The following is a 19,887-nucleotide window of genomic DNA, read 5'->3' as shown; positions in this document are numbered from 1 at the left end:
CCAACAAAAAATTAATGCCAAAAAACATTTTAGAAAAACAACGACAGCCCTAAACGCGATTCCAAATTGGTAACGGTTTTGCTCTCGCCAAACAGTTCATGTTTAAAACTATGGCCGCGCATACTTACATCCAACGCCAGCCAGTCGGTAGCGTAAAAACGCAACCCTGCACCCAGGTTGGTGGTGAAATAATCCTTCGCGGCGAAATCGGTATTACCTGCGCCAGCCACTATATAGAAATGATTATTGAAGGCCCATTTATCGGAGATAAACACCTGTCCGTGCAAAAAATTATAGCCGAGCGACAGGTTGTAATAACTCAAATCGCGCTCATCGCCGGTAAGCAATTCCACCCCGCCGCTCAATAATTCGTAGCTGGTTTTTTCCGTTTTGCTAACACCATAGGCAGCTTCAACAAAAAAGTCTTCAGTGATGTGATAGGCAAAGGTAAATCCCACCACCTCATTAGTACCAAAGTCTTCAATACTGAGCAGCCCGTAAAAAGCGCCCACTTCAAAATTTTCACTGTCGAGGTCATCCTCTTTAATGGTGCGGCGTTTTAGATCCGGCGTAATAATTTGCCCCAGTTCATCGTCATCACTGGTACTGTCTTGCTGTGCGTAGGCGCCACTGCCAATGCCGGTTAAACCGAGCAGCAATGTGCCTAGAAAAAGACGTTGAATCCAACTTTCCATTCATTAACCTCTTCATTGGTATTGCGGCTGGTCATTATGTAGTGGTTGGTGTATTCCACCCGCAGGAAAAAACGGCCAGTGATGTGGATATAAGCACCCAGGCTGGCTTGTAATAAATCATCTTCGCGATCTTCGGTTTGCACCAGTGTCGAGCTGGGAAAGGTTTTTATCTTGCCGCCGCCGATGCTGAAAAAAGGTGACGCGCGCAAATCCGGAAATGGCTGGAATAAAATACCGCCCGCAATAATGTGGCTATCCGAAAACTGGCCGGTGTTTTCCGCGTAGCGCAACTCGGCCGATAAATTTTTAGTGAAGCGATAGCCGAGGTTCATGCTCAAGCTATCGGCACCGGCAAAGTCACCGTAGGCAGCGCCCATTTCAAAACGATTCACTAAATAGTCAGCCTGTTTGCTGTCGGGAAATTCCGGTTTGCTGCCATCGAGCGCCAGCGTAAATTGCATATCGTCGCGTTTGATCCAACCGACGAGCCCGCGCCGGGTTTTTATTTTGATCCACTCGGTGCGGCTTTTTAACAGCGTGATAATTTCTTCGCGTTCAACCACGTAGAAAATGGGATAGCCGCGCCCGGGACCGGAATAGACATTGATAAACGCATCATCAACACTGACTTGTAACGGCTCTTGCTCGGCAAACCAATCACTGCCAAACCATTGCGCTTGCGCCGGAGAAATGAAGGCGAGCAACAATAAAGTAACCACTGTGTATTGCGCCCAACGACAAGCGCCTTGCAAGCTGGCAATCATGCCTTGATCTCTATTTTTGTAGTCATTATCGATTAGTTGGGAATCGCCATTTCAAATGGATTGGTGTAATAGCGACCATTGGTATCAAGCCATTCCGACAGCAATTTTAGCTCTGCCTGGTTCAGTGCTTCAGCGTGATCAACCAAATCCGACAGCGGACGCTGCCGCAAACGCTGCCATTGCGCAGTTTGGTTTACGGCGGGATTAGGTGCCGCCCCTACATTATCGACCCTGGCCCTGAACGTCCATCCCAATTGCGCATCACCCGGCATCGGATCGTAAAATACTATAGACCCAACCTTGTAGGCCTTCCCGGCCTCCCAGCGGGGCGCGAAGCGATCGAAGAACCTGAGGCTGGAATTCGCTCCGGCGCGACTCATCGGCGGCGGCAGGAATGGTGTTTGGACCCTACGCGGAACCGGATTACCCAATGCATCCAGTTCCAGCTCACCGGTCTCTTCATCCAGTTGGACAAACGGGCAATTGGCTATGCCCGCGCAAGTCGGTACGCCCTCGGGATCCAGTGTAACCGTACATTGCGGAATCCAATCATATATCTCTTCGAATTCACATATGGGAATGAGTGTTGCCAGTGCGTCTTCATAAATGTATTGGATCTGGCGCTGATTCCCCTGCGTCAGTTGGGGATAGGAGCGCATCGGCGCATTGGCGGCGGCTTTGGTACGGATCAACTCAAGCTGCCCGGATGGCACGCGCGCATTGATGTTGCCCGCCATATCCGCATTGGAATGACAACCGGCGCAGTTTGTAGCGGTGATACTAATCAATGTCGCCGGATCAACTTCCGTCATCGCCGGACGCTCACGTTCCCACAACGGCTGGATATGATATTCGTAGTTGATCACCACCCGGCAGTTTGCATTCCAACTCGCTTCATTGCGGCATGACGATGGCGTGGGAGCGGGAATAGCATCGGGTGCGAGTGCCGGATCGAGATTGTTATAGCGGTGGGCAAATGAATCTGTGCGCGGCAGGGATGGCGCGCTCCATTCATCGTTATAGACTAAATCTACCGTTGGATTGCGCAGGTTTTGCCCCTGTCCGGGATTCCCCATAAGAGCGCAAGTTGTACCGTCGAGAGGATTGCTACAGTAAGTCGTGCGCGCTGCAAACTTTGCCATGGTTTCACCCATTTCCGGAATTGCAGGCACACCCAACGGTAAATAGCGCTGGGTGTTAGGAAAATTAGCAGCAGTAGCGGCGCCGGTATTGAGCGAAGGCAACGCGAAATCCGTACGGCCGAGAATAGACAGGCCATTGCTTTCGCGGTGCTCGCCGGGGCGTAACGTAACCAATTGATCAGTACGCGCGGCTATTCTGCGGCCGCTTGCATCAAGCACCTCCAGGTTAAACGCAACGTCGGAGGGCACGGTCACCATCACCGAACCATCCGGCTCTACCGGCGCGTAACCAAGAATTTCCTGGATACCGGTATTGGCATTAAACAGGTTGCCGTAAATATTATCGTCCTGATCATCAAATACGTCGTTTTTCGGTACTGATACCGCTTTCAACAAACGGACAAAGCGCGCCGGGCGATTATCCGCCGGCAGTGCCGCCATCGCGGACACACTGGCAGCACCACTGCCCATTGCATCAAAAGTACCGTTATTGTCATAAACGCTGCGGATATGGAGTAAACCAAGGTTCTGTGCCGCGAGTGCGGCATCGGTTTGCGGGGCGATATACGCAGGCGGTGCTGCAAGTTTTTCCAGGGCTATGGCTTCGGTGAATAATTTGCCATCCTCCGCCAGCACCACCGGTTGTTGGGTCTGGCCGGTGATGTCATAAATCCAGATACCATAAAACGGCGGTGCTTCCCGGTAACCGTCGACAGGTTCGCCGTTAAGCAGCAGGTTACTCAGGCATGGCTGCAAACGCAGGGTCGCCGTTTGTTGCAAACGGCACTGGCTCCAACTTACCAACAGGCGATTGGTGCCATCGTAAAGGGGTGACAGAGACGCAAAACGGCCGGAGAGGGATACCAGGTCAGTGGAGATATCGACCGGTTTTATCGAGATAGATTTGATGTCACCTTCCGCGCTGGCGGAGCCGTCCACCACCACCATATCACCGCCCAATTGCAAGGTATTTTGCATGTAGATTGCTGCAATACGGCCATCGGGCATTACCTGTGGGCGGAACAGGCGCGGCGCCTCCTGCATGTTATTGCCGGGCTCTATATTCAGGCTGTCGTAACCGAAGTAGCGCTGCACGTCGGTTCCATCGGGATTGGACGTATAAAAACTCAGCCGCTCATTCCGCCCGGTTCCCTGCCAGCGCATAAACAGCAGACGCCCGTTAGCCATCACGGTGGGCTGGATATCGTGGCTTTGGTGGTAGGTTAGCTGCTGGATATCAGTGCCGTCGCTCTTAACGGTGTGCAACAGGAAACTGGTGATGTCATTGTCCTGTTGGGTGGTCGCACCGAATTGCGGTTTGCCTTCGTCGAGCAAAATTTCCTTGCTGCGTTTCTGCCGATTGGACGAGAACAGAATTCTGCCATCGGGCAGGTAATGGGGCGCGACATCATGGCCTTTTTCTGCCTCAAAGTCCGAGGTGATAACGCGATGCAGAACCTTTGCCTGAAGGTTGTATTCCCATATGTTCCAGGTTGGCTGCTCCTCGTCATCCTCATCCAGGTCCGGATCAAGCGGCGCACGCATCGCAAAAATCAGGCGGTCACCATTGGGATGGGCAGATACATCTTTCACATCGTAATTGGGGCTTTCAGGCGTGTAATCGGGATATTTATCCAGATGGCTTTCAAACTCGGCGCGGGTGACATTAGTCACCGCTGCCTGCGCAGTTGCACGTACTTTTATATAAAGCTCACCACCGGCATTGAAATCCTCCGGAGCGAAAACATCGGGAAATACCGGCTGCCCGCCTTCAGCGACAGGGATGGGGCGCTGGATGTAGGCGATGGGTAAATCCACCACCACCGGATCGGGTTTCTGGCCGGAATTACTGCCGCCGCCAGAACCGCCGCCACAGGCAACCAACGCGAAAACCCAGCAGCCGAGTCCCGCTTTCAGGGACAGCAGGGGCAAATTACCGCCAACTGACGACAGCAAGTTGCAGCAGCGACGGATCGATTGGCGAATTAAAGCTGGCTTCATCGGCAGTGGCCTGAAATCTCTTGATTGAAAAAGGGAGCGCAAAAAACCAGGCAAAATACCAGAACCTTGCTGGTCGTGAACCGCTTTGATATTCAAAACCCGCGCCAAGCAGGCCGCATGCTCAAAGAGTAGACAACGGCATCAATTTCATCCTGACGGTGATAAATCCTTGTGAGCCAGATCTCGAATCTGCCAGGGATAGGCGCCGCCGCCGCATTAAAGTTAACTGCGAACGACGTCTCACTCTGCCCTAGCAGGTACCAAACTGACATTTTGCGCCACTCATTATTTAAATCTAATAATCCCCACGCGAATCAACGCGGCCGACATTTTCTACGTGGTTTACCGCACAGATATAATTTTAGAAACAATATGGAGAACTGTTTCTAATTCCTGATAACGCCTTGCGCAACATCGGCTCACAGGCGATTTTCGGCATATTCGCTGCATAGCAGGGCAAATGACAATGAAAACAACAGAAAACCGCCGCTGATAGCTATATCTGCCTGCTTTCTTTTCGGATCTGCCAGGCTCGCGCGCAAATTCCCGGATGTGAATTTGAAGTACGGATTGCTCCCTTGGCAAACATACAGCTGCCGCTCGTTAAAAAACAAGAATTTACCAACCACTATTTCGCTGCACACGACGCGGCTTAATTATCCAGGAGTCACTGTGACCAACCTCTTCCATTTCTTAGGCCGAGCGTTGCAGCGCTTGTCTTATCCAGGGCTACTGGCAATCGCTATAGTGGCGAGTAACAGCCATGCCGGCTCGCGCGAACAGGCCCTGCAAATCCATAACCGCATTGCCGGTGTACCGCCCAGTGCTGCCGTACTGCAGGAAATGGCAACGGCAATCGCGGCCAACCGTGTTGCCGACGCCGTGCGCATCGCCATGAATAACGAAGCCTTTTATAGCGTCACCCTGAAAAATATGGCGACCCCCTGGACCAACCGCGATCGCACAGTGTTTGCGCCACTCAACGATTACACCGCTACGGTTATCGGGCTGGTGCGCGATGATGCCGATTTCCGCACAGTGCTGTACGGCAACCAACTTTACACCAGCAGCGCCGCTGGCTTGCCGGCTTATTCGATCAGCAACAACAGTCACTACGAAGCCATCGAGACGCAAGGCGTGAGCCTTAAGGATACGTTGATACCGCGCGACCAAACCGGACTCAATGGCATCCCCACTGAAGCAACTTCCGGAGTCATCACCTCACGCGCCGCCGCCAAGGCATTTTTTATTGCAGGCACCAATCGCGCCATGTTCCGCTTCACCTTGCTCAACCATTTGTGCCGCGATCTGGAACAAGTACACGACATCAGCCTGACGCCGGATTTTGTCCGCCAGGATGTCAGTCGCAGCCCCGGCGGCGACAGCCGCGTATACCTGAACAATTGTGTCGGCTGCCATAACGGTATGGACCCGATGGCGAAAGCCTATGCCTACTACGATTTTGAGTTCGATGTGAATGCCGACCCGGACGGCTTGGCTGGCCGCATTCATTACAACGACGAGGGCACTATTGATCCCGATACTAACAGCCGGGTGGAGAAGAAGTACCGCATCAACGCAAACACCTTCAAGCACGGCTATGTCACCACTAATGATGACTGGCAAAACTATTGGCGCAGCGGCATGAACGTCCATCTGGGTTGGGACCCGACCTTGCCGGGCAGTGGTACAGGCGCAAAATCGATGAACAAAGAACTGGCACACAGCCAGGCGTTTGCAAGCTGCCAGGTTGAAAAAGTCTTCCAGAATGTCTGCCTGCGCAAACCGGCCAATGCCCTCGATCATGCGAAAGTAAGTGAGATAACCGCTAACTTCGCCAGCTCCGGCTATAAGCTCAAGCAGGTGTTTATCGACACCGCCGATTACTGCAAAGGTGAATAAGATGATGAACAGATTTTCTTCAGCATCGTCACGCTTACAGTGGCGCAGATTGGGTGTAGTCGGCTTATTGCTCGCAACCGGTTTTATCAGCGGCTGCGGTTCAGGCAGCGGCAGTGAAGTAAAAACCAATAATCCACCGCCGCCGTCAACCGGTGGCAATGATTTTGTATACCGCGGCGCCAAACCCGCCAGTACTGCTGATATCAATAAATTCCAGACCGAACTCTGGATCAACATTGCGCGCGAAGACCGCTGCGGCGGCTGCCACAAAACCCAGGCACCTACCTTTGCGCGAGGTGACGACATCAACCTCGCCTATGCGGCGGTGATTGACGGTGGCCTGGTTTCGCTTGCTGACCCTGCCGCGTCGCGTCTGGTTGCAAAAGTTGCCGGCGGCCACAACTGCTGGACCAGCGACCCCGTTGCCTGCGGCGATATCGTCACCGGTTGGATTAATAAATGGGCCGGTCCACGCGAAACCACCGCCAACGATGTAGTGCTCAAAGCACCGGAAGATAAATCTATCGCCAACAGTAAAGCGTTTCCCATCGATAACAGTGATTTCTCCACCACCGTTTACCCGGTACTAAAGCAGTATTGCGTGGCCTGCCACTCTGAATCTGCCGCGACGCGCCAGCAACCGTATTTTGCGAGCGATGATGTTGCCTTGGCTTATCAAGCGGCCAAAAGCAAGATTCGCCTGGATAACCCGGCGCAATCGCGTTTGGTGCAACGTCTACGCGCCGACTCCCACAACTGCTGGAGCGATTGCGCCAGCAACGCCAACGACATGCAGACGGCGATCCAGAACTTTTCCAGCCATCTCACCGCAGTTGAAGTAGATCCCGAGCTGGTGATCAGTAAAGCGGTAGGTCTGGGCGATGCGTTTGTGCTGAGCAGTGGCGGCCGTATTGATACCGACATCATCGCCAAATATGAATTTAAAACCGGTAAAGGTACGATCGCTTTCGATACCTCGGGCATAGAGCCGGCAGCCGACCTCAGCCTGATCGGCAATGTCGGCTGGAGCAGTGCCTGGGGAATTAAAATCGCTGGTACAGGCCGTGCCCAGGCCACTGTGGCTGGCAGTAGAAAACTCTATGACCTGCTGCGTGGCACAGGGGAATACTCGCTTGAAACCTGGGTAATTCCGGACAATATTGACCAGGGCGCTAACGACAATAATCCGGCACGCATTGTGAGCTATTCAGGCAGCACCGAAGAGCGCAACTTCACCTTCGGGCAATACGATTACAACTACACTGCACTGAACCGCAGCGATAAAAGCAATGCCAATGGCTCACCGGTACTGGCTACCAATGCCAATGACCAGCGCGCCCAGGCATCGTTACAGCACGTGGTGGTGACCTTCGATACAGTGCGCGGCCGTCGCATTTATGTAAACGGCGAGTTCACCGGCGACAATGATCCGCTCGCCGGGGCCGTCCTCAAAGACTGGGATAATGGCTATGCATTGGTAGTCGGCAACGAGGTGTCAGGTAATCGCCCCTGGGCTGGCAGTGTACGCTTCCTTGCCATTCACAAGCGCGCGATGAGCGCGGTTGATATCCAGACCAACTTCGATGTGGGCGTAGGCGCACGCTATTTGCTGTTATTCAATGTGTCCGAACTGATCGGCGCGCCCGAGTGCTTCCACAACGATCCGAACGATAGCCGGGACAAAGGCAATATCGGCGATTGCTTTGTGGTCTTCGAAGTACAGCAAATCGATGACTACGGTTATCAGTTTGCCACGCCCTTCTTCACCGTGCTTGGCGGTGGCGCCTTGACCAGCCCGGTGCCAATCAAAGGCATTCGCATCGGTGTCAATGGCACTGAAGCCGTTGCGGGTCAGGTGTTTGCAAATCTGAATACCCACCTTAGCGCAGCGGCCACCGTAAGTGGCCGCCAACAGCTATCACCATTGGGTACAGTAGTGGAAACCAAAAGCGGCCCTGCCGACGACGTGTTCTTCCTAACCTTTGATCAAATCGGCGACAAGCACTACACCCGCATAGCCGCTGTGATTCCACCGCCGGCAGCACCGGCTGACATCCCGGACCAACCCATTCTGGGCTTGCGCGACTTTGCTGAAATCAATGCGAGCCTGGCGCAAATGACCGGTATATCCGCCGTTAATCCAGCCGTTGCCACCGTCTATGAGAAGGTGAAACAACAATTACCGACATTGACCAACCTCGATGGCTTCCTCGCGGCGCAGCAGATGGGTATCACCCAACTGACCGTGGCTTACTGTAATGCACTCGTAGGCAGCAGTGGCGCCGCCAATCCGGCGCGCGCAGTGCTGTTTCCCGGCTTTGACTTTAGTGCTCCGGCTAACATCGCCTTTAATTCACCGGCCAAACGCACACAAGTTATCGAGCCGCTGTTGAGCCGCCTGTTTGCCAATGAAGTGGCCAACGGAGCCGATCCTCACACCAGGCTCGCACAGCAAGCCGACCCTGCGGCATTGCGTCTGGAGCTAAACCAATTGATCGATAATATGACCAGTTGTAGTGCCAGTTGCGCGGCTGAACGCACCCTGACCACCGTCAAAGCCACTTGCGCCGCTACCTTGGGTAGCGCCGTGATGTTGTTGCAATAATTAGCGGAGTAACCGAGATCATGGCCAAGTACAAAGCACCTTTACATCCGGATGCCCCGCTCTACCTCAACAACCATTCGCGCCCGGTTTCCCGTCGGGAGTTGATTGCCCAGGGTTTCAAGATGGGCACCGGCACCTTGATCGGCGGCTCGTTGCTGAGTTTGCTGAGCGATCCGGCCTATGCCGCTGAGGTCAGCCTTTCCAGCGATATCGCCGCTGTGCGCGACGCCTGCGGTATCGCAGCCCAGGGCGCAGGCAAGATCCCGTTTATCTGTTTCGATCTCGCAGGCGGCGCCAATTTCGCCGGCTCCAATGTGCTGGTTGGACAAAGAGGCGGCCAGCGCGATTTTTTAAGTGCGGCGGGTTACCAGAAACAAGGCTTACCGGCGGACATGGCTCCAAGCTCATCCACGGCGACCACCTTAATCAACAACAGTCTGGGTTTACTCTTCCATACCGATTCCGGCCTGCTGAACGGCATCAATACAAAAATCCAGGCAGCGACCGCCGCCAACACCAACGGTGCGGTGATTGCGGCACGCTCGGAAAACGATACTGCCAACAATCCGCACAACCCGATGTACGGCATCTATAAAGCAGGCGCGGCGGGTTCGCTGGTTGATTTGATCGGTTCGCGCAATAGCGACTCGGGCGGCAACTCCATGGCACCGGCATCGCTGATTAACCTCGAAGTGCGTCCAACCAAAGTGGATAACCCTAACGACGTAACCGGCTTGGTGGACGTGGGCGACCTGGTGGATTTGATGAGCCAGGAAGATATCGTCAAAACCATGGAATCCATCTATCGCATCAGCGACTCCAAACTCAATGCCATTCCCAGTCTCGGCACCAGTCGCGATGCGCAATTGAAAGAAATGCTGCGCTGCGGTTATGTCAAAAGTGCTGACCTTGCCGCGCGCTTCGGCAATCCCGCCGACATAGATCCCATCGCCGATGCCGATATTGTGGGCACTAACGGGATTTTTTCGTTCGCTGAATTTGATCGCGACGGCGAATTCCGCAAAACCGCCTCGGTAATGAAACTGGTGATCAATGGCTACGCAGGAGCGGGCACCATTACCATGGGCGGCTTTGATTACCACACCGGCGACCGCTCAACCGGCGAAATGCGCGACCAGCGCGCGGGGGCATGCATCGGGGCTTGCCTCGAATACGCCGCGCGCAAAGGCAAGCCAGTGATGATTTATGTATTCAGCGACGGATCTGTATTCAGTAACGGTATGACCGACGATTCAGCAGCGGGTCGCGGCAAAGGTGTCTGGACCGGCGACGACCAACAAACCGCCTGCTCATTCTTCCTTGTTTACAACCCCGGCGGTCGTCCACAATTACTCGGCGCCAATGCCGACGATCAAGCACGCCATCAACAAATTGGTTTTATGCGCCCCAGCGGCGATGTCGAAACGTCCGGCAGCCCCGCGGCCAATAACGTCAATTTGCTGGTCGAAACTGTAGTATTGAATTACATGGCACTGCATGGACAACAAAACCAGTTCGGTACATTATTCCGCGGACATGGCTTGGGATCGGCAGCAACTATGGATCGCCTCACCGCGTTCCAACCGATAGTTACCGGCACGTAACTATATCGCTCGGGATCGCTCTGGCCATTTCATTTAAAAGCCGGTATTTTTTACCGGCTTTTTTATTACTGGATAATTAACAATAAACACCCGGCTTACCTCTTTTTAAGTCCTGCAAAAAATCGAACAGTGGCCACGAGTGCCAATCAATAAAATACATCAGGGGAAAACAGGTAAAGATTTTCCCCTATCAGGAAAAACCATGAAACCATTTGATTTATTGACTATTACCCTCTTGATTATCTCACCAGCAACCCAAGCCAGCATTCTCTGGCAAGGCAATTTTGAAACCGGCGATATTTCCCAGTGGAACACCTCCATTAATCCGGCGGGATTATCGGTCACCAGTGAGTGTGTATTTGATGGTAGACATGCGGGCAAAGTGCGGCTGACGGGTGATGAATCTTTTTTGTGGCAAGGCAATAAATTGTTAAATCGCAGCGAATTCCATCATCGCAATACGGCAGGCACGACCCATGAAGGCAAGGAGACCTTTTTTGCATTCAGTTTTTATCTGCCCAAAAAATTCAGCGAGCACAAACACGAGTTGGGTTATTGGGAGTCGGATAAAAGCTGGCAACAAACGCTGCGTTTTAATATCACCGGCAGCGAATTAAGTTTTCAGGAGTCCGCGGCAAAAGAAGTGTTGTGGAAATTGCCCAATGGCGCAGAACCGGGCAAATGGCATCGCATTGCCATACATATCCACTGGTCGACCGATCCCCGACAAGGCTCAGCGGAAGTCTGGGTGAACGGCAAACATATGGGCAAAAATCACTTCAAAAATTTACCCGCCAAAGATGCCTTGATGTTTACCCAGATCGGTATTTTGCGCACGCAGGAAGCAGCGGTCGAAGAAATCCTGATCGACGGCGCGATAGAGACAGATAACCTCACCGAACTGCTGGAGCGCGACAAGCATTTGGTCGGCAAAACCTGCAAATCCAACTAAGCGAACAAATCCCGATGCATTGTCCATGAGCTGCTAGGCTTAGGGCAATTGACTACAGATTGCGCATTATGATTGGTTATTTTTTGCTACCGCTGTTGAAATGCATCACCCGCAATGCACTCTTTTTTTGTCTCCTGCTGATAGCACAGGTAAGCCAGGCGCAGGAAAAACCGCTGCAGTTGGCACCGCATGGGCAGGATTCTGTCTCACTCACTGAATACTTCGCCATCCTCGAAGACCCAAGCAACCAGCTGAGTTTAGAGGATGTACAAAAGCCCGAGTGGGCGGATAAGTTCACCACTGGCCAACCGCCAGCCGCATCGCTCATTTACGGATTTACCCGCTCGGCCTACTGGCTGCGTTTGCGCTTGCAGAATCACGATAATGTCCCGACTGAGCGATTGCTTGAAATCAATTACGCCCGGCTCGCCAATGTGCAATTGCACTATCAATCAGCGACGGGACAAATGCTTGGCTGGACAACCGGTACTGATTTTCCCTTCGCCACCCGCCCCTACGCCAATCGCGGATTTGTCTTCCCACTGTTCCTTAACAGTGCCGGTGAGCACACGGTTTATCTGCGCGTAAAAGGTGTAGCCGCGCTTGAGATACCGGCCAAGCTCTGGTCGCCCAAAGCGTTTTACGCCTACGAGCGCGCGGATTATGTGTTTTATTCCATTTACTGCGGCATCGCGCTGGCGATGGTGATTTTTAATGCGCTGGTTTTTGCGCTGCTGCGCGAAAGCATGTACGCACTCTATGTATTTTTTGTCAGTTCTTTTGCCTTGACGCTGGCAGCGCAAAACGGTTTGGCGAATGAATTTCTCTGGCCCAATTCGCCGCTCTGGTCAAATTATTCGATGGCGATTGGTTACTCCTATACGCTGGCGGCGCTGCTGTTATTTACCCGCAGCATGTTAAATACGGCCGCGGTCTTGCCGCGCATTGACCTGCTGGTGAAATGCATTGTGACGATTTACATCGTCTCACCGATTGCCTTTTTCCTCGCCTACCAAACTGTTATTCCGTTTGCGATGTTGCTCAATGTAGTGGCCTCGACCTTGATCCTCGGCATCGGCGTTTACTGCGCGTTCAAACGGCAGCGCAGTGCTTACTTTTTTGTCGCCGCCTTTATTGTGATCTGCACAGCATCACCGATTAATTCACTGCGCGTGGCAGGCTTGTTGCCGACCAATTTGTTTACCGTTAATGGATTGCAAATCGGTTCGGCGATTGAAATGATTTTGCTCGCCTATGCACTGGCCGACCGGCTCAATGTCGCGCGCCGCGATAAAGAAGCCGCGCAAGCCGCCGCGTTGCAAGCGCAGCAAAAACTGGTGGAAAACCTGCAGGATTCCGAGCGCCGCCTGGAAGAGCAAATCCACGAACGCACCCAGGAATTGATCGCCAAAAATAATGAGCTGGAGCAATTGTCGATTACCGACCAATTAACCGGGGTATATAACCGGCTCAAATTGACGACGCTCTTGCGCGCCGAGATCGAGCGCAGTAAACGCTACAAAACGACTTTCTCGCTGCTCATGATCGATGTCGATCACTTTAAATCCATCAACGATACTTACGGCCATCCGGCTGGCGACCGTGTGTTGTGCGAGATCGCCTCACTGCTGCGCAACCACAGCCGCATCAATGATGCGCCCGGTCGCTGGGGCGGCGAGGAGTTTCTGGTTATCTGCCCGGAAACCCAACTCGCTGGCGCCACCTCACTGGGCGAGACGCTGCGGCAGCGGGTATCCCAACATCTCTTCAACCTCGGCCCACGCATCACTATCAGCCTCGGCGCCACCCAGCTAACGCCAAACGACACTATGGAGACATTATTAGAGCGTGTTGATAAAGCTTTGTACGAGGCCAAAGAAACAGGGCGCAACCAGATCGCCAGCATCGCAGGTGACTCAAAGCTCGACGCCTGACCTATTCCCTGCCATAAAACTGATGGTTATAAGCACCAAACTAATTGTCATTAGTAACATTCCCCTTTGGCTGTTAGCCTGCGCGCCCTGTTTATTTTTCAACACTATTGAGGCGCCAACTGTTTATTTTTAAGCAGTTCGACGGCGAAGTTTTATGGATTTTCAGCTTGGTTATGTAGTCGCCGGTTTGGTCGTTGGTTTTATTGTGGGTATGACTGGCGTAGGCGGCGGCTCGTTGATGACCCCAATATTGCTCTACTTTGGCGTAAGCCCGGCCAATGCTGTGGGCACCGATTTACTCTACGCCGCGATCACCAAAGCCGGCGGCATCCACGTCCATCACAAAAAGAAAAATATCGATTGGCGCATCACCGGCGAACTGGCGTTAGGCAGCCTGCCCGCCGCCGCACTTACGCTCTGGCTCCTGCACAGCATCAGCATGGATACTGACACGCTTAACAAAATCATCAAAACTACTTTGGGTTATGCATTGGTTCTGACCGCGATTGCGATCCTGTTCAAGCGCAAAATTTTTGATTACAGCCAGAAAAACAACAGCTGGATCACCCGCATGAGCCGCCAGCAGCAGATGGTCGCCACCATTGTGACCGGGATGATTCTCGGCGCAGTAGTAACCCTCACCTCTATCGGCGCGGGCGCCTTGGGTACAGTCGCATTGTTTATGCTCTACCCACTGCTGCCCACGGTGCGCTTGGTAGGAACAGAAATCGCCCACGCCGTCCCACTAACGCTGGTTGCCGGTATGGGCCACGCCGGCATGGGCAATGTGGATTGGCATTTGCTCGCCAATTTACTGATCGGCTCACTACCGGGGATCTACTTCGGCAGCCACATGGCCAACCGTGTGGCCGACCATTATCTGCGCCCCGCACTCGCCATCATGCTGATCTTTGTAGGCACCAAATTGTTGTGGTGATCGACACGAATCAAAATAACGAGCAAAAAAATGGCGACCCTGGGTCGCCATTTTTTATTGGATTATTTTGCTGGTTGGCGTCGGAACCAAAGGTAATCAAACACGAAATAAATCCCTGGCGAAAAACCCGCGTTAACCCACTTTTTCCGGCGGAGGCGCTACACGTAAAACCTCTTCCAGAGTCGTCAATCCGGCGGCAACTTTCTGGGCACCGGACAACCGCAACGTGCGCATTCCCTCTTTCATCGCCAACCGCCGCAAATCTTGCAGGTTGCAATCGGCGGTGACTTTTTCTTTGAGGTTTTCCGACAACATCAAAATTTCATACAAACCCTGCCGTCCCAAATAGCCGGTATTGCGGCACTCCAGACAACCGACAGGGCGATAAACTTTGGCGGGCACATTGACTTTCCAGGGCGCAACCAACTCCTGCCAGTGCTCGTTGGTGATATGTCCCTCCTCTTTGCAGTGGGGGCAGAGGGTGCGTACCAGCCGCTGTGCCATTACCCCGAGCAGCGTGGCGTTGATCAGGTAGGAAGGAATTCCCAAATCCAGTAAACGCGCAACAGTCGAAGGCGCGTCGTTGGTATGTACGGTTGATAGCACCAGGTGGCCGGTAAGTGCCGCTTGCACGGCCATCTGCGCGGTTTCCAGATCGCGGATTTCGCCCACCATGATGATGTCCGGATCTTGCCGCATCAGGCTGCGGATACCGGCGGCAAAATCCAGCCCGATTTTATGGTGCACCTGCGTCTGGTTAAACCGCTCTTCCACCATCTCGATAGGATCTTCAATAGTGCTGACATTCACCTCATCGGTGGCGACCTGGCGTAACGACGAGTAAAGCGTGGTGGTCTTACCCGAACCGGTCGGGCCGGTCACCAGCAAAATCCCGTTGGGACGGGTGAGCATGGTGTGCCAGCGAGTGTAATCATCGCCCACCAAACCCAGGTCGGTAAAGCTGCGCAGCAACACCTCAGGATCAAAAATACGCATCACCAGCTTTTCGCCAAAAGCGGTCGGCAAGGTGGACATACGCAGCTCGATTTCGCTGCCGTCGCTGCGACGGGTTTTGATCCGGCCATCCTGGGGTTTACGTTTTTCGGCGATATCCATGCGCGCCAGCACTTTGAAACGGCTGGTCACCGCCGTGGACACATTGGCCGGTAATTCGTAGACGTAGTGCAGCACACCGTCGATGCGGAAGCGCAGACGCCCCACCTCTCTACGCGGTTCAATATGGATGTCTGACGCGCGCTGGTCGTAAGCGTATTGCAGCAGCCAATCCACAATTTTGACAATGTGCTGGTCATTCGCGTCCGGATCGCTGGCTTTACCGAGTTCGACTAACTGCTCAAAATTGGTAATCGCCGAGGCCGCCGTCGCACCGCTGGCGCCCGACACAGAGCGAGCGAGGGTGTAAAACTCCACCATAAAGCGCTCAATGTCGGCAGGATTCGCCACTACGCGTTTCACTGCGCGCCGTGCAACATGCTCAACCTGCGGCTCCCAACCCGCCATAAACGGCTGGGTGCAGGCAATCACCACATGGTCTGCTTCAACTTTGACGCAGAGAATGCCGTGGCGTTTGGCAAAAGCGTAGCTCATCACCTCGGTACATTTGGCGACATCAATTTTCATCGCATCGATATGGAAAACCGGCAGGTGCGCTTTATCAGCCAACCATTTGGTGAGCGTGTCACCATCGAGGGTTTTGCCCGGACGTTTTAAATCCTCAAGATTTTGCGTGGCGATGTACGCAAGCGGATGCATGATCGCCTGCTCGCGGGTGCGCGAGGCGCCGAGAAGAATATTGGCGTCGAATTGTTTTAAGTAACCATCGGCGACCAAATCGTGAATCAACCCGCGCAAATCCAAAACCCGATCCAACACCTGCGCCATCTTGTTATTCCTGCTTGCTTATTAGGGAGAGATTTCAGGATTGTAGCGACTCTCTCCACAGGAGTCTGCCCAAAGCGCCACAGGTATGTGTTTCAGTGAAATACAACGCGCTTTTTCGCGCGAACAACTTGCTTTTTACCGTCCAATCGCCGATAACACCTTCGACCTATCTGTTGCCAAAGCCCCAGCTGTAGAGCCGTGCTATGAGTTTTGATCCCAAACGCTATCGCGATCACCTGCAACACCTCGTTGCGCTGCCCTCCGTAAGTTGCGCCGTGCCCGAGTGGGATATGTCCAACCAGCCGGTGATCGATTATCTCGCCAACTGTTTCGCCGACCTCGGCTTTAACACCCGCGTACTGCCACTCGCACAAGCGGGCAAAGCCAACTTAATTGCCACACTTGGCACCGGCGATGGCGGATTAGTGCTGGCAGGACACAGCGATACAGTTCCCTACGACGAGGGTCGCTGGCAGACAGATCCGTTTGCACTCACCGAAAAAGACGGCAAGTTATACGGCCTCGGTGCCACCGATATGAAAGGGTTTTTTCCGGTGATTATCGAAGCGGTAAAACCTTATCTCGGGCAAACGTTTAAACACCCGCTGATCGTGCTCGCCACCGCCGATGAAGAGAGCAGCATGAGCGGTGCCCGCGCACTGGCGCGCGACGGCATTGCCGGCACAACACCGCGTTATGCGGTGATTGGTGAACCAACCGAATTAGTACCCATCCGCATGCACAAAGGCATCATGATGGAAGCGATACGCGTGCGTGGCCAGAGCGGCCATTCATCTAACCCGGCGCTGGGGAAAAATGCGCTGGAAGCGATGAATCAAGTGATGAACGAACTCATCGGCCTGCGCAGCGAATTGCAACTCAAATACCGCAATCCCGGTTTTGCGGTGCAAACACCGACGTTGAATTTGGGCTGCATTCACGGCGGCGATGGTGCCAACCGCATTTGCGCTGAATGTGAATTGCATTTTGATTTGCGTCTGTTACCAGGTATGGATAACGATGAGATGCGCAAAATTATCGAGCAGCGCCTTATACCCATCGCTGAGCGCAGCGGTACCGATATTGTTTTATCATCACTGTTTGAAGGTGTTGATCCCTTCGGCGAAGATGAGCACGCCGAACTGGTAACCCTGTGCGAACAACTGACCGGCAATACATCCGAGAGCGTTGCCTTCGCCACCGAAGCACCGTTTATGCAGCAACTTGGCATGCAAACGGTAGTACTCGGACCCGGCTCAATTAATCAAGCGCATCAACCGGACGAATTTATTCCACTCGACCAGATTGAACCGGCAATTAAAATCCTGCGCGGGTTGATCGAAAAATATTGTTTATAAATTCCATCTCTGACGAGTAATAACATTATGGACTCCAGCTTGGCGGTTTCTTTACTAAAGACGCATAAAGAAGAACTGGCATCGCGCTTTGGTGTCAGGGCGCTAGCGCTATTTGGATCGGTTTCACGCAACACCGCTACGGCTACCAGTGACATCGATATTCTGGTCGATTTTGACGGCCCCGCAACATCGGCACGCTACTATGGTTTGCAGTTCTTTCTAGAAGACTTGCTCGGTCGCCCTGTTGATTTGGTAACGAAGAAAGCCTTACGAGCAGAGCTGCGTCCTTACATTGAAAGGGATGCAATCAATGTCTGAAAAGCTAGAGCGCGAATGGCATTTTTATGTGAGCGATATGCATTCATTCGCGCAAAAAGTATTACTTTACACTGACGGATTAAATCAAATTACTTTCGTCGCCAGCGGAATTAATTACGACGCAACAGTACGCAATCTGGAGTTAATCGGCGAAGCTGCAACTCATGTACCCGATGATGCAAGAAATGCAGCATCTGATATTCCCTGGCGAATGATTATCGCCACCCGTAATCGCTTAATTCACGGTTACTTGGGGATAGATAACGATACACTATGGAGCATTATCCAGGACGATATTCCGCCGTTGATTTCTGCTCTGGAAAGTTTTCAATTAACCTGGATCGATAAGTCGTTATCTGACGACAACATTTAAGAGAAGCATTGTGCCTGCGAATACTCAAGACTACGTAAAATGGTTTCGTCATTCGACGCCGTACATCAACAGACACAGCGATAAAACGTTTGTTGTGATGTTGCCGGGCGAAGCTATCACTCATGCCAATTTCCACAATATCGTGCACGATATTGCGCTGCTGTGCAGCCTCGATGTGCGCCTGGTACTTGTGCACGGCGCACGGCCACAAATTGATGAACGCTTGCAAGTAGCAGATACGTTCAGCCATTTTCATAAAAACCAACGCATCACTGACAGTGAGACGTTAAGCCTGGTCATCCAGGCAATTGGTGAAGCGCGTACGATTGTGGAAGCCGCGCTTTCCACCAGTTTGCCTAACTCGCCGATGCATGATGCCGATATGCAAGTGATTAGCGGCAACTTTGTAGTAGCAATGCCGCACGGTGTCATTGATGGCGTGGATTTTCAACATACCGGCAAAGTGCGCAAGGTGCACACCAAATCGTTAAATGCGGCGCTGGATTCCGGTGCAGTGGTATTGATATCGCCATTAGCCTATTCACCTACCGGCGAAATTTTTAATTTGTCGTTTAACGATGTTGCCACTCATGTTGCCACTGCGATCAAAGCCGATAAATTCCTCGCGTTTATTGAAGGCAATGGCGTTACCGATGCGAACGGTAATTTAATTCGTCAGTTGTCGCTGCAAGAATGCAAAACCTATCTGAACGAAAACGGCGAGAAAATCAGTTTCGATGTGCAGCAGGCGATCAGTGCCAGTTATTTAAGTTGCCTGCAAGGGATACCGCGCGCGCAATTAATCAGTTACGAAACCGACGGTGCATTGCTCACCGAATTATTTACCCGCGACGGTTTGGGCACCATGATTTACTCCGGCCAATACGAACAGTTGCGCACTGCGAGTATCGACGATGTTGCCGGCATCCTCGAATTAATCCGCCCGCTCGAAGAGCAGGGAATTTTAGTGCGTCGCTCGCGCGAAGTATTGGAAACGGAAATCAACAAATTCCACGTGATGGACAAAGACGGCACGATTGTCGCCTGCGCTGCGCTTTACCCTTACGGCGATATGGCGGAATTATCCTGCGTGGCGACCCATCCGGATTATCGCAACGGTGGCCGTGCGGCAACGCTGCTGCAACAAATGGAAGCACAGGCGCGCAAGCAAAAAATCAGGCAATTGTTTTTACTCACCACCCAAACGGCGCACTGGTTTATCGAGCAAGGTTTTGTGCAGGGCAAGCTTGAAGACCTGCCCATCGCCAAACAGGCTCTTTATAACTACCAGCGCAACTCCAAGATTTTTATTAAATCGCTGGAGTAAATCTGGCTTAAGGCTGCTTTCGATTCAATTGGAGGCAGCGTTTCTTTCCATTTCCCCCGTGTTGGAACGCTGC

At 52.8% G+C, this 19,887-nt stretch carries 14 protein-coding genes; 10 read left to right on the top strand and 4 right to left on the bottom strand.

Annotation, left to right across the window (positions count from 1 at the left end):
• Nucleotides 1-29 precede the first annotated feature (29 nt).
• Genes AC1RJL_RS12190 through AC1RJL_RS12180 form a run of 3 tightly spaced genes read right to left on the bottom strand, consistent with a single transcriptional unit; the run spans nt 30 to nt 4,602 of the window.
• A complete protein-coding gene (locus AC1RJL_RS12190) occupies nt 30-695 on the bottom strand; it encodes an outer membrane beta-barrel domain-containing protein (protein WP_492914334.1) in 666 nt (221 codons plus the stop codon).
• On the bottom strand, nt 665-1,459 hold the full coding sequence (locus AC1RJL_RS12185; RefSeq protein ID WP_492914332.1) for an SH3 domain-containing protein: 795 nt from the start codon (nt 1,457-1,459) through the stop codon (nt 665-667). Before AC1RJL_RS12185 ends, AC1RJL_RS12190 begins: the two co-directional genes overlap by 31 nt.
• Nucleotides 1,460-1,491: 32 nt before the next feature.
• On the bottom strand, nt 1,492-4,602 hold the full coding sequence (locus tag AC1RJL_RS12180) for an HzsA-related protein (protein ID WP_492914330.1): 3,111 nt from the start codon (nt 4,600-4,602) through the stop codon (nt 1,492-1,494).
• A gap of 672 nt (nt 4,603-5,274) precedes the next feature.
• On the opposite strand from AC1RJL_RS12180, the gene AC1RJL_RS12175 reads away from it, so the two are divergent.
• The 6 genes from AC1RJL_RS12175 to AC1RJL_RS12150 all read left to right on the top strand — a co-directional run bounded on the left by AC1RJL_RS12175 (nt 5,275) and on the right by AC1RJL_RS12150 (nt 14,536).
• Nucleotides 5,275-6,504 carry a hypothetical protein gene (locus tag AC1RJL_RS12175; RefSeq protein WP_492914328.1) on the top strand — a complete coding sequence of 410 codons (1,230 nt, stop codon included), beginning with the start codon at nt 5,275-5,277 and terminating at the stop codon, nt 6,502-6,504.
• 1 nt (nt 6,505) lies between these two features.
• On the top strand, nt 6,506-9,109 hold the full coding sequence (locus AC1RJL_RS12170) for a LamG domain-containing protein (protein ID WP_492914326.1): 2,604 nt from the start codon (nt 6,506-6,508) through the stop codon (nt 9,107-9,109).
• A gap of 20 nt (nt 9,110-9,129) precedes the next feature.
• Nucleotides 9,130-10,713 carry a hypothetical protein gene (locus AC1RJL_RS12165; protein WP_492914324.1) on the top strand — a complete coding sequence of 528 codons (1,584 nt, stop codon included), beginning with the start codon at nt 9,130-9,132 and terminating at the stop codon, nt 10,711-10,713.
• A gap of 202 nt (nt 10,714-10,915) precedes the next feature.
• Nucleotides 10,916-11,665 (top strand): polysaccharide lyase family 20 protein, encoded by a 750-nt coding sequence (locus AC1RJL_RS12160; protein WP_492914322.1) that lies wholly within the window; start codon nt 10,916-10,918, stop codon nt 11,663-11,665.
• Nucleotides 11,666-11,733: 68 nt separating this feature from the next.
• Entirely contained in the window at nt 11,734-13,599 is a 1,866-nt protein-coding gene (locus AC1RJL_RS12155; RefSeq protein ID WP_492914320.1) for a sensor domain-containing diguanylate cyclase, read from the top strand.
• A 154-nt stretch (nt 13,600-13,753) separates the two neighbouring features.
• Nucleotides 13,754-14,536: a sulfite exporter TauE/SafE family protein gene (locus AC1RJL_RS12150; protein WP_492914318.1), complete on the top strand. Its 783-nt coding sequence runs from the start codon at nt 13,754-13,756 to the stop codon at nt 14,534-14,536.
• A gap of 132 nt (nt 14,537-14,668) precedes the next feature.
• On the opposite strand, the gene tfpB is transcribed toward AC1RJL_RS12150, so the two are convergent.
• A complete protein-coding gene (gene tfpB / locus AC1RJL_RS12145; protein WP_492914316.1) occupies nt 14,669-16,438 on the bottom strand; it encodes a type IV pilus assembly ATPase TfpB in 1,770 nt (589 codons plus the stop codon).
• 203 nt (nt 16,439-16,641) lie between these two features.
• On the opposite strand from tfpB, the gene argE reads away from it, so the two are divergent.
• From argE to argA, 4 genes are read left to right on the top strand one after another with little or no spacing between them, the layout of a single operon-like run.
• A complete protein-coding gene (gene argE, locus AC1RJL_RS12140) occupies nt 16,642-17,796 on the top strand; it encodes an acetylornithine deacetylase (protein WP_492914314.1) in 1,155 nt (384 codons plus the stop codon).
• A 27-nt stretch (nt 17,797-17,823) separates the two neighbouring features.
• Complete coding sequence (locus AC1RJL_RS12135) at nt 17,824-18,114, top strand: nucleotidyltransferase family protein (protein ID WP_492914312.1); 291 nt, start codon at nt 17,824-17,826, stop codon at nt 18,112-18,114.
• A complete protein-coding gene (locus AC1RJL_RS12130) occupies nt 18,107-18,487 on the top strand; it encodes a HepT-like ribonuclease domain-containing protein (RefSeq protein ID WP_492914310.1) in 381 nt (126 codons plus the stop codon). Before AC1RJL_RS12135 ends, AC1RJL_RS12130 begins: the two co-directional genes overlap by 8 nt.
• 10 nt (nt 18,488-18,497) lie before the next feature.
• Nucleotides 18,498-19,814 carry an amino-acid N-acetyltransferase gene (argA, locus tag AC1RJL_RS12125; protein WP_492914308.1) on the top strand — a complete coding sequence of 439 codons (1,317 nt, stop codon included), beginning with the start codon at nt 18,498-18,500 and terminating at the stop codon, nt 19,812-19,814.
• The last annotated feature ends 73 nt before the right edge of the window (nt 19,815-19,887 follow it).

This window comes from Cellvibrio sp. GW822-FHT04B05 (assembly GCF_058800985.1).
The sequence above is the reverse complement of the archived record's forward strand: the minus strand, read 5'-3'. Positions and strand labels throughout refer to the sequence as shown.